The following is a 12,648-nucleotide window of genomic DNA, read 5'->3' on the forward strand; positions in this document are numbered from 1 at the left end:
CAAGAATTTATATCAATTACTGGAGATAAAGCGAAAAGTTTATAATTTATTAAGTATATTTATAGTTACTTTTAATGTATCATATTTTATGCCTGATTTAATTTGGATAATTTTAGTATTTATACTGATACTTATTGGAATTATTGGCTCCGTTTTACCTGCATTACCGGGAATTCCTATAGCCTTTACAGGCTTATTAATTTATAAGTTATGTCCTCTTGGAGAAACTCTGAGCTGGTGGTGGATATCTTTTTGTGCTATTTTAACCCTATTAGGTATGGTCATAAACTATTTTATGCCCATTTTCACTGTTAAACAATTTGGAGGTTCCAAATACGGTGCCATCGGAGCAACCATAGGAATATTTGTGGGTTTTATCCTACCCTATGGTTTTTTATATGGTCCTTTTTTAGGTGCATTAATAGGAGAATTAATTTATGATTTTATGGATAAAAAGGGTGCTATAAAAGCTTCTTTAGGTGCTTTACTGGGATATATTTTATGTATGGGCGTTAATATAATTATATGCGGAATAACAATGACTATTTTTATTATTCATCTCACATTTACATATTTTAGCAATAATTGATAAATAAGCTTTATATTTAAAGTATCAAATACTATTATTTATGAAATTATATCCGATTGAAACCGGAAATTTTAAACTAGATGGAGGTGCTATGTTTGGCGTTGTGCCTAAATCTATCTGGCAAAAAACCAATCCTGCTGATTGCAATAATATGGTTGATTTAGCTATGAGATGTCTTCTTATTGAGATTGGTAAAAGACTAATATTAATAGATACGGGCATTGGTAATAAACAAAATAAAAAATTCTTCAGTTATTACTATTTATGGGGTGATTTTTCATTAGAAAAATCCTTAGCTCAATATGGCTTTACTTGTGATGATATTACCGATGTTTTTCTTACTCATTTACATTTTGATCACTGCGGAGGAGCCATTGAGTGGAATAAGAGCAAATCCGGTTATAGACCTGCTTTTAAAAATGCTATTTATTGGAGCAATGAAGATCATTGGAATTGGGCAGTCCAACCTAATTTTAGAGAAAAAGTTTCTTTTTTAAAGGAAAACATTCTTCCAATTAGAGAAAGTGGGCAATTAAAATTTATAACTATTCCCAAAGATAATTTTCTAAAAAATTCACCACTAGGGTTCGATATATATTTTGTTAATGGACATACAGACAAACAAATGTTACCGGTCATAACTTATGAAGAAAAAACAATAATATACGCTGCTGATTTACTACCAACTACCGGACATATTCCCATTCCTTATATCGCGGGATATGATACGCGACCTTTACTTACTATACAGGAAAAGGAACAAATTTTAAATCTTGCAGAATCTCAAAATTATTTTTTCTTTTTTGAACATGATGCCAGGCATGAACTAGGTACAGTAAAAAAAACAGAAAAAGGAGTTAGGCTCAATGAAACTTTTAGTTTTCTAGAGATTTTTGGAAAATAAAAAACTCTATCAATAGTAATAAATGATAGAGTTTTATTTAAAATACTTTAATAGCTTCTTTTTAATTGTTATTTGCCGCTTGGATTGCGGTAATTACAACAGTATTATAAATATCTTCGATTTTTGCTCCTCTACTTAAGTCATTGATTGGTTTTTTCAATCCCTGAAGCACAGGACCTAAAGCCAATCCTCCAGATTCTCTTTGAACTGCTTTGTAAGTATTATTTCCTGTATTTAAATCAGGGAATATCAATACATTTGCCTTACCCGCTACTAAGGATCCCGGCATTTTACTGTTACCTACACTTGGAACCACTGCTGCATCATATTGAATGGGACCTTCAATTAATAAATCAGGGCGTAACGATTTTACCAGTTCAGTAGCTTTTCTTACCTTATCAACATCTACTCCCGCTCCCGAATATCCGGATGAATAAGAAAGCATGGCAATTTTAGGCTCAATTCCAAAATCTTTTGCGGTACCTGCAGCAGAAATAGCTATATCTGCCAGTTGTTCGTAGGTAGGATTAGGTACAATTGCACAATCTCCATAAACTAATACTCTATCTTGCAAGAGCATAAAAAATACAGAAGAAACTGTTTTAATCCCCGGTTTAGTTTTAACAAATTGTAATGCCGGACGTATCGTATGCGCAGTTGTATTTTGAGCACCTGAAACCATCCCATCAGCATCCCCTTTATAAACCATCATAGTTCCGAAATAGGAAGCATCTAACATTAAATCTTTTGCCTGAGCATGTTCCATACCTTTATCTTTTCTAAGCTCAAATAAAGTATCAACATATTCATTGAGCTTATCATTTTCCGTATTATCTAATATAGAAATCAGATCAGTATTCCAATTTAATCCAAGCTGATTAACTTTCTGTATAATTTCCTCCGGTTTACCTAAAATTGTAATTTTTACAATTTCATCATCAGCTAACATTGATGCTGCATGTAAAATTCGTTCATCTCCGCCTTCCGGTAAAACTATATGTTTATGTGCCGCCTTAGCTTCTTTCAACAAATTATACTGGAACATTCTTGGGGTGATTCCTTCTATTTTAAATGAAGATATCCTTTTATCAAGCTCGGGTATATCTACGTATTGTTCAAAAAGATCAATATTACGTTTTATCTTAGCTGTATTTTCGGGATAAATAGTTGATCTTATGTTATTAATAGCTGTTGCTGCTTCAAATGTTCCTATGTCCACAAGCATAATAGGCATATTTACACTTGAACCATCAATCATTTTCATAATTGATGAATCGGGGCTTATTCCGGCAGTTAGTATAATTCCGGAGATCCTTTTAAAATTAGATAAGTTAGAAAGTAATGTTCCAATTATTAAATCTGATCTGTCACCGGGAAGTATTACCACACAATCTTCTTCAACATAATTAATAAATTGTGATAGTAACATACCTCCAATCATAAACTTATTGATGGGCCTGTTTAAATTTTCACTTCCATGCAGTACTTTTGCTCCTAAAACATCTGAAACTTCTTTTAGAGTAGGAAAACTCAAGGGTTTATCGTTAGGAATTATTGATAATAATACAGAATCACCAATGCGTTTCTTACTTTTAGTAATAACTTCTTCTATATCTTTATCACATTTATTAACGATTACCGCTATAACTTTATTATCTTTCTTTAAAAAATTATTTAACTCCAGACTTATATTTTTAGCTAAATCGTGTGAGTTTTTAAACGAATCTTTGACAACAAGAACAACCGGAATATTTAATGATTTAGCAATAATAACATTCAAATCATATTCTAATGAAGTACTTCCGGCTGATATATCAGTACCATCAATAAGCACAAAGTCAAATCTATCTTCTAAAGCTTTATATTTTTGTATAATACCATCGTATGCCTCATTTAATCTACCACTATTTTGAAGATCAATAATTTCACTCTTAGTAAAAGCGTATGCATCTTCATAATTCTGATTTAGATTAAAAAAGGAAATCATAGTTTCAATATGATTATCTTTTATCCCATCATCCAAATCATCAATAATTGGACGAAAATAACCGATATTGGGTGTTCTTCTCATGACCATTTGCAATATCCCCAGACTAATTAAAGATTTTCCGCTGTAAGGACATGTAGCCGCTACATATACTGATCTATTGTTCATTTAATAATTATAATTGTAAGTATTGCAAAAGTACAAAATTGCGGAATATACATTTAATTAAATTTCTAAATTAATTTACATCTAAATAATGTTTCAAATGTTTAAAATTTTTCAATCGTAATTAAATAATTTTATTTTTTGTTAAAATTCAACCCTCAATCCGTCATAAGCCAAAAAAATATGGTTTGGCAAAGATTTTTCCACCTGTTCGTGAAATCCTAATTGATAACTGATATGTGTTAAATAGGCTTTTTTAGGCTTAACTTTATTAATTAAATCCAAAGCCTCATTCAACGTAAAATGAGAAGCATGTGCTTCTTTCCTTAAAGCATTTATAACTAATACTTCCGAATATTTAATTTTTTCGATTTCCTCTTCAGAAATATATGAGGCATCAGTTATATAAGATAATCTTCCAATCTTATATCCCAAAATAGGTAACTTACCATGCAAAATATTTATAGGTTGGATAGAAATATTTTGAAAAGAAATATCACCATTGATGGGGTGTAATTCAAAACCGGGAGCCCCCGGATATTTTACTTCTGCAAAAGCGTAAGAAAATCTTCTCTTTACATCTTCTAATACTCTTTCTTTTCCAAAAATAGGAATATCCTGACCTTTCAAAAAGTTGATTGGACGTAAATCATCTAATCCTCCAATATGGTCTGTGTGTTCATGAGTTAATAATACAGCATCCACATTAGATTTATTTTCTCGTAACATTTGTTGTCGAAAATCCGGACCACAGTCAATTAATAAATCTAGACCTTTATATTGGATTAGCGCAGAAGTTCGTAATCTTTTATCTTTTAAATCTTGAGACTTACATACCGGATCATTAGAACCAATAACCGGAACTCCTTGAGAAGTCCCTGTTCCTAAGAATGTTATATTACTTTTTTGTAGTATCATAATTTTTGTAAATTTACGAACAAAAGTTTAAAATATGCTTTCTCATAAACAAGTACTAGCACTCAGATAAAAAGCTCTTCAGATTAGTTTATACAAAAATATTTATGTATGGCAATTTTTTTTACAGGGATAATCTGAAAATAATAATTTAATTTTCTTTATGCTGAATTAATCACTCATCAAATAGATATTGATATGATTAATTTTGTGGATATACGATCTAACGTATTAGTATTATAATGGAAGTAAATAATTTATTGGATATTTTTGAAAAAAGATATTATATAGGCATTGGAATTATGGAAGCTTTTAGTAAGCTATTTAAACAAGATATGTGAGTTTATCTTTATCCCAGAAGAGCTTCTCAATTCAGAAAATTTAAACGTGACTAAAAGTCTTAAAGATTTATATAAATATTTTAAAGAAAGTAATAGGATAGTAGATATTAAAGACTATAATGGGTTCTATCCCAAAATTTACGGCAAGCAAATTCTTGTTTAGATTGTTTACGTAAAAAAGGTTGTGAAAATAAATTACTTATTCAAGTTTCCGACATGGTTAAAGTAAAGAGCATGTTCGGATTCTCTGTGGATAATGCTATTAATTAATAATTTAAAGAAATGATTATATATTCAGAAAGTTTTCATGTAGAATATCTAGTAGAAAAAGAATGGATGATTTGGGTTAAAAATACTTTAATTCCTGAAATTTACAAAGTTCAAAAATTTACTAAAGTTATATTTTCAAAAGTTATTTCTCATACTGACGAGTCAGGATGTACTTATTCCCTACAATATTATACGAACAGCAAAAAAGATTTAGAGGATTATTACAATAACCATTCTGATAAATTCGCCCGATTATTATTTGATAAGTTTGGAACAAAAATCTTATCTTTTAAAACTGAATTGGAACTTATCGAAAGTTTTGAATTTTAATTTATAATTATTTCATACTGAGAATACCACTTTTCTAAGTACCTTATTATTTCTCCAATCAAATTGAAGATATAAATTTTTTGCTTCTATCCAGAGTTTTTTCAATTTCTATATCTTTAATACAATCAGAAATAAACCATGTTTCATATCCTGAAGGTGGCAAATAAATTCCATTGTTTAGTAAAAAATGAAAATATTTATTAAACATTTCATGATCCGCTTTTGATGCATCATCATAATTTGAAACTTCTGAAATTCCAAAAAACACGCTCATCATCGATGAACATTGGTTAATACATAGTTGAATACCGGCTTTTTCAAAAATAGCTTTTAATTCTTCGGATAATATTTTTGTAGTTTGGGTGATTCTATGGAAAATATTCAGATCATTTTTCAAGATGGATAAGGTAGTATATCCTGCTCGCATAGCAATTGGATTTCCGGATAATGTCCCGGCTTGGTAAACTTTTCCATCCGGAGATAAATAATCCATTATTTCTTTTTTGGCAGCAAATGCTCCCACAGGCATTCCTCCTCCAATAATTTTACCAAAAGTTACTATATCTGCTTGAATATCAAAAAACTCTTGTGCTCCACCCATCTCTGCACGAAAACCTGTCATGACTTCATCAAATATAAGTAAAGACTGATTATCTTCACATAGTTGCTTTAATTTAAGCAGAAAATCTCCTTTAGGAGGAATACATCCCATATTACCCGCTATGGGCTCTAATATTATTGCGGCTATTTCCCCCCTATTTTTTTCAAAAACAGATTTTACGGAATCAATGTCGTTATATTTTGCCAACAGGGTATCTATAGCCGTACCGTCGGTAACTCCGGGACTGTTAGGATTTCCAAATGTCGCTACACCGCTTCCGGCTTTTATAAGAAATGAATCCGAATGTCCATGGTAGCATCCTTCAAATTTAATAATTTTATTTCTTGATGTATATCCTCTTGCTAAACGAATCGCTGACATACAAGCTTCTGTTCCTGAATTCACCATCCTTATTTTATCTATATTAGGTACAGAGGAAGTGATCAATTTAGCTATTTCAGTTTCTAATTCAGTTGGAGTTCCAAATGAAAAACCATTCTGCATTTGTTCTGTTACAGCTTCAACAACATTGGAGTGATTATGACCTAAAATCATGGGTCCCCATGAATTTATGTAATCAATATATGTATTTCCATCTTCGTCTGTAAGATATGCACCTTTTGCCGACTTGATAAAAACCGGTACTCCTCCCACAGATTTAAATGCTCTAACGGGTGAATTCACCCCTCCAGGTATGTATTTTTGTGCCTCTTTATATAAGGACCTACTTCTTTTAAATAACATCTAAAACTTTACTTTAACTTTTTCTGCCTTTTAATAAAATTCTATCTCCTTTTTTAGGTTCATCACCCGGAAACATTAAATTTCTTTTATATAACTCAATTAATGAAATTCCATTTTCCTGAGCTATATCGTACATTCTTTCTCCTTCTTTTACAATGTGCTCTTTGCTGATTCCCTTCTTTTTTTTCGGATCTAAAAAGATTTTTTGATTAATAACTATACTATCTTGGAAGATTAAATCATTATAAGATTTTAATTGATTTAAAGAAATATGATATGCTTTTGAAATATCCTCCAACGTATCTCCATTCTTAAATATGATATATCTTACATTTCCATTCGGGTGGATTTTAATTCTTGAACTAGGAAATTCAAAATTATTAGTCTTTGCGGTAATTATTTTCTTTACATTTTCTACTTTTTTAACCGTTACTTTTATCGGAGTTGTTTTTTTTGGGACATCAACTTTTAGTGCTTTTGTATTACCATTAGCCAATGAAATAGTTGACTTATCCACATTCTCAAAAATATAAGGTTTGAATGAACTTGGAAATAATTCTGCTAGTTTTACATCTACTTCATCAGTAGTTAATGAATCAAACTGATATAATTTATATCTTTCAATTAAACTGATTAACATATATGCATATTTAGGATTAGTAGCATACCCCGCTTTTTTTAATCCATGTGCCCAAGCTTTGTAATCTTTTCTATCTAATTGAAATAATTTTTTATAATAGGGTCTCTCTACTAAAAAAAGAGAGTGGTCTCTATACGATTCTTTAGCAGATTTATATTTTCTAAAACATTCACCCTTTGCATCATCATCATGATACATCCTACCTCCGGACCAATCATTTTTACATTTAATCCCAAAGTGATTGTTTCCTTCTTGAGCTAATATACTCTGTCCGTTTCCTGTTTCCAAAATTCCCTGGGCTAAAATAATACTTGCAGGAATATGGTATTTTTGCATTTCTTCTACAGCTATTTTAGCATAGGTTTGAATATATAATTCATCTTTTTTTGCAGATTCTTGAGCTTGAATAAAATTTCCTAAAACTATTGCTATTAGAAATATTCCTAATTTTTTCATGTTACAATTGTAGGTTTATTTTTCTTACTTAAATATTTATTCATTTCTTTAATCCCTTGTAAACCTCCTGTATGTATAGCTAAAATTTTTTTATCCTTATGAATTTGTCCTTTTTTTATCATATCTCTTAATCCGAACATCATTTTTCCGGTATATATAGGATCAAGGGGTATATGATTGAGATAATAAAATTCGTTAATAAATTCGATTAATTCAGTTGTAATTTTAGCGTATCCTCCGAAGTGGTACTCCAAATTTACTATAAAATTTTCTTTATGAGTATGTTTTAATAATTCTTTAACTAAAAAATGGGCGTTTTTTAAGACTGGAAATCCTATAACTTGTTGGTGAGAAAGTGCTCCAACTGACAATCCTGATACAGTTCCCCCGGTACCCATGGCTGAAGCAATAACGTCGTAAGCAGATGTTTTGTCTGATAAAATTTCTGCAGCTCCTCTCACTGCTAATGAATTTGTTCCGCCCTCGGGAACTAAATAGTAATTGGGAATGGTGTCTAGTATATTTCGTATATAGTTGGATTGTTCCTTCCATCTATATTCATGTCTTGGAACGAAAATAAATTCCATACCATAAGTAGAGGCTTCTGTTAACGTGAAATTATCTTTCCATTTATTGATAATTTCTTCACCTCTAATTATTCCTATTGATTTCAAACCATTAACTTGAGCTGCTGCTGCACAAGCTACAATATGGTTAGACATTGCTCCACCAAAAGTTATCAATGTTTCTTTCCCAGATTCTTGGGCTTTTTGTATATTATATTTCAATTTCCAAAATTTATTTCCGGAAATAACAGGATGAATCTTATCTTCCCTCTTTATATGAAGAACTTGATCAGTTTGTAAACCCGGAAATTGAAAAGTTTGTATGGGGACATTCATCTTAATTTATTTTTCAAATTTTTTATATGAATTATATTTATAGTTTCAATAAAGTTTTTATAAACAATTAAAGCATATTCTCTATTTAAAATATATTAAATAAGAATATGCTTTAATTATATTATTTTTAAATTACCCTTTACTTTATCTTATCCCATGCATCATTCTGACTAAAACTTTATTCAGCGCTATCATTAACACTCCACATATAATCACAAACAATGAAATGTATAAAAATATTTTACCCGCTCCTAAAGTTTCTACTGTAGAAGCTAAAAAGCCACCTACTATATTTGCAATAAACGATGCCATTAGCCATACACCCATTAGAAGAGAAGCTAATTTTGGCGGTGCTAATTTGGTAACTACAGAAAGCCCAACCGGTGATAAGCACAACTCGCCTATAGTATGAACTAAATAGGTTAAAATTAACCACCATATACTGGCTTTAACAGTAATATCTGCAATATCTCCTCCTCGTTCTTCTACTGCTCCTAGCATAAAGAAAAATCCTACCCCTAAAATAATCATTCCTAAGCCCATTTTTAAAGGAGTCGTTAATTTTTGACCTAAATTACTATTCCAAAAATATGCGAAAATTGGAGCCAATACAACTATAAAAAATGGATTTACAGACTGAAATAATGACGTTGGAATACAATATTCTCCAATGAACGGCAAATTTACATTTCTATCGATAAATTTATCCGTATATAATGATAAAGAAGAACCTGCCTGTTCAAAACCTGCAAAAAAGAAAATGGCAAAAAAGAAATAAATAAATATTACAACAACTCTTTGTTTTTCATTCTTTGTTAAAGGAATGTCTGTACTAGTTTCACTATTTACATCATTTTTTGTGATTCTTCCTTGAGGCTTCAAACCCAAATCTCCTAAATATTTTTTTGCTAATATATTAAAGGTAATTTGTCCAAAAAACATACCTACTGCTGCTGCTAAGAAACCATATTTATATCCATACGAAATTATTTTTCCTGCGGCGTCTCTAGTTGAAAAAATATCATCGGTCAAAATCCCTACGATAATGGGTGCAATCAACGCTCCTAAGTTTATACCCATATAAAAAATTGAAAAAGCTGAATCTCTTTTAGGATCTCCATCAGCATATAATCCTCCTACTAAAGTTGAAATATTTGGCTTAAAAAATCCATTTCCTATAATTAAAAGAAATAATCCTATATACAGTCCACTTTGGGAATTTAGAGAAAACAACGCCAGCTGTCCACACATCATTATAATTCCTCCTATAGTTATAGAACGCCTTTGTCCTAAATATCTATCTGCCAACCATCCTCCAATTAACGGAGTAAAATAAACAAAGCCCGTAAAGAATCCATATATTAAGCTGGCGGTTTGGGCATCTATACCCAACCCTCCTTCTATGTAGGACTTGGTAAGATATAGTATTAGTATTCCTCTCATTCCATAATAAGAAAATCGTTCCCACATTTCTGTTAAAAACAGTAGGTATAACCCCTTCGGATGTCCCTTTTTGACTTGAGTTTCTGTCATAATATATATATACTTAGTTTAACTATCATTATTATTTAACATCTTGCATTAATTTCCTTATAAATGGCGAAAATGCAATTAAGGCTATTCCTGTAATTAATGCATAATTTGCCAATTGTCCAAATCCTGTAGTATATGAATATAATTTATTCACTAAGGATGCATTTTCATCCGTTGAAGACATTTCTGCTCCTAATAGTCCTGCTACATATTGTGCATATGCGCTAGCTAAAAACCACATACCCATCATCATGCCGGATAAGTTTTTAGGTGATAATTTGGTTACTATGGATAAGCCTACCGGTGATAAACATAACTCTGCAAAGGTCATAACCAAATATGCTATAGTAAAGATATTTAATGAAGTTATACCATTCATATCTGCAAAATATCTTGTACTATATAAAATATAAAATGAAGCGGAAAGAAATAAAAATCCTAATCCAAATTTTATAACTGTATTAGGTTCAAATTTTATTTTAGCCAACCATAACCATAACAATCCAAATAAAGGGCTCAAAATGATTACAAATAAAGCATTTGAACTGTTATTTACAATATTGGGATCTATGTTAAAAAATAACAATTTGTGACTTAAGTTCCCTTCAGCAAATATAGCCAGGGCTCCTCCACTTTGTTCAAAAAAAGCAAAAAATAGTATCGAAAAAACAATTAAAATCATCGCTGCTACAAGTTTTTTTCGTATTTGTTGACTTTTTATTTTAAATAGTTCAATGATAAACAAAATTATAGCCAGCGGTCCGATTGTATACATAAAATAATCAGTATACCGAGTATTATGAATCATGGCATAAATAATAGGTATGCATAGCAAAATTCCCAAGTACACCAATACTTCACGCATTATCCTTGAGGAAAATTTCATACCTACTAATGGCGAATCACCAATAGGACCTAAATATTTTTTGGTTGTTATAAATACTAGTATACCAATGAACATTACTATAGCTGCAGCTAAAAAGCATAAATTCCATGAATGATATTTTCCTAAGTAAACACATAAAACACCTCCAAACAAGGCTCCTAAATTTATTCCTGAATAAAATAAACCGAAACCAGCATCTCTTCGTGGATCTTTTTCATTATACAAATCACCTACCATCGTGGAAATGTTAGGCTTAAAAAATCCTGTTCCAATTATTGAAAGTGTTATTCCAAAATAAAAATGATCCTGTGGAGAATACGAAATTATTAAATTTCCTAAAATCATCGTTAATCCCCCTATAAAAAGTGATTTTCTAAATCCTAATATTTTATCAGCCAATATACCACCTATAAACGTAAAAGCGTAAATAAATGCTTGTATGGCTCCATATTTTAGGTTGGAATCTTTGTCGGTTACCCCTAATTGACTTACCATAAAAATTGTAAGAACTCCTCTCATTCCGTAGAAACAAAAACGTTCCCACATTTCAATTAAAAAGAGATATATTAACTGCTTAGGATATTTTCCGCGAAAATTATGAATTTCCTCAAGGGTGAGTTCTTTATTTTTTTGGACATTGTCATTCATATTTTTGATACTGTTAGTAGCTACATTCGTTTTTAATTCATAATCAACTCAAAATGAATTAATAATAAATTTTTATTAATTTTATATTATCAAAAATACTAAAAATTCCTAAAATCAAATAGAAATATAAATGACAATCTTAAAAATAGTATAATTTATTAGTAAAAAGTATATGATATTTATTTTATATATAAAAAAAATTTTTACTTGATAAAGAAATAATCTATGACGATTATTACATATAATAAATATAAATATGAATATTATAAATTGATTTTTAAATTATATGATATAAACATTTCTAAGAACAATTATTTAAAATAATTATATTAATGACTTAATTTATTTTTAATTTCTTGAGTCATAACATTATTAGTTTTCATATATAAAAAAATAAAAAAACAAACGGGAAGAATATTAAAAATCCAATACAAGGATTGAAAACTTTAATATATTTATATTCATAATTTAACTATATGTTTTTAATTTATTACATGTTTATATTCGATATAAATAAATGTTAATTATTAAACAATGCAAGTAAACTATCGAAAAAAATAAATGAAGTAAAAAATTCTCATAGTATTTAGAACCATTTATTCATTTCGAAAGTACCAATTTTTTAATTTATTGATCATATGAAACATTTCATACAACTTTTGTTATATGAGCAATAATTAATCCAAAAAAAAGTGTAGGAGATTGCAGTATGTATAATAATTAAAAATATAAAAATA

Annotated in this window: 10 protein-coding genes; 3 read left to right on the top strand and 7 right to left on the bottom strand. The window is 29.9% G+C overall.

The annotated features are described in order from the left end of the window. The first annotated feature begins 88 nt into the window (after nucleotides 1-88). Together ASC36_RS01300 and ASC36_RS01305 are read left to right on the top strand one after the other, a co-directional pair. A complete protein-coding gene (locus ASC36_RS01300; protein ID WP_055424670.1) occupies nucleotides 89-589 on the top strand; it encodes a DUF456 domain-containing protein in 501 nt (166 codons plus the stop codon). A 40-nt stretch (nucleotides 590-629) separates the two neighbouring features. After that, on the top strand, nucleotides 630-1,493 hold the full coding sequence (locus ASC36_RS01305) for an MBL fold metallo-hydrolase (protein WP_055424671.1): 864 nt from the start codon (nucleotides 630-632) through the stop codon (nucleotides 1,491-1,493). Between the two features lie 61 nt (nucleotides 1,494-1,554). Here ASC36_RS01305 and pta read toward each other — a convergent pair whose 3' ends face one another. Together pta and ASC36_RS01315 are read right to left on the bottom strand one after the other, a co-directional pair. Beyond that, on the bottom strand, nucleotides 1,555-3,648 hold the full coding sequence (gene pta, locus ASC36_RS01310; RefSeq protein ID WP_055424672.1) for a phosphate acetyltransferase: 2,094 nt from the start codon (nucleotides 3,646-3,648) through the stop codon (nucleotides 1,555-1,557). A 141-nt stretch (nucleotides 3,649-3,789) separates the two neighbouring features. Next, nucleotides 3,790-4,563, bottom strand: a complete 774-nt coding sequence (locus ASC36_RS01315) for an MBL fold metallo-hydrolase (protein WP_055424673.1) — start codon at nucleotides 4,561-4,563, stop codon at nucleotides 3,790-3,792. A gap of 620 nt (nucleotides 4,564-5,183) precedes the next feature. Between ASC36_RS01315 and ASC36_RS01320 the strand changes: the two genes are divergently transcribed. Continuing rightward, nucleotides 5,184-5,501, top strand: coding sequence for a DUF4286 family protein (locus tag ASC36_RS01320; RefSeq protein ID WP_055424674.1), 318 nt, complete (start codon nucleotides 5,184-5,186; stop codon nucleotides 5,499-5,501). 58 nt (nucleotides 5,502-5,559) lie between these two features. Here ASC36_RS01320 and hemL read toward each other — a convergent pair whose 3' ends face one another. From hemL to ASC36_RS01345, 5 genes are all read right to left on the bottom strand, one after another. Beyond that, complete coding sequence (hemL, locus tag ASC36_RS01325) at nucleotides 5,560-6,846, bottom strand: glutamate-1-semialdehyde 2,1-aminomutase (protein ID WP_055424675.1); 1,287 nt, start codon at nucleotides 6,844-6,846, stop codon at nucleotides 5,560-5,562. Nucleotides 6,847-6,859: 13 nt separating this feature from the next. Further along, complete coding sequence (locus ASC36_RS01330; protein WP_055424676.1) at nucleotides 6,860-7,942, bottom strand: glucosaminidase domain-containing protein; 1,083 nt, start codon at nucleotides 7,940-7,942, stop codon at nucleotides 6,860-6,862. Beyond that, a complete protein-coding gene (locus tag ASC36_RS01335) occupies nucleotides 7,939-8,844 on the bottom strand; it encodes a 1-aminocyclopropane-1-carboxylate deaminase/D-cysteine desulfhydrase (RefSeq protein WP_055424677.1) in 906 nt (301 codons plus the stop codon). Before ASC36_RS01335 ends, ASC36_RS01330 begins: the two co-directional genes overlap by 4 nt. A gap of 144 nt (nucleotides 8,845-8,988) precedes the next feature. Beyond that, the gene (locus tag ASC36_RS01340) at nucleotides 8,989-10,377 is read right to left on the bottom strand and encodes a peptide MFS transporter (protein WP_055424678.1); all 1,389 of its coding nucleotides are present in this window, start codon (nucleotides 10,375-10,377) and stop codon (nucleotides 8,989-8,991) included. A 31-nt stretch (nucleotides 10,378-10,408) separates the two neighbouring features. After that, nucleotides 10,409-11,911, bottom strand: coding sequence for a peptide MFS transporter (locus ASC36_RS01345; protein WP_055424679.1), 1,503 nt, complete (start codon nucleotides 11,909-11,911; stop codon nucleotides 10,409-10,411). Between the last annotated feature and the right edge of the window lie 737 nt (nucleotides 11,912-12,648).

Origin of the sequence: Apibacter mensalis, from assembly GCF_001418685.1 — a bacterium.
In the GTDB taxonomy this organism is placed as follows: domain Bacteria; phylum Bacteroidota; class Bacteroidia; order Flavobacteriales; family Weeksellaceae; genus Apibacter; species Apibacter mensalis.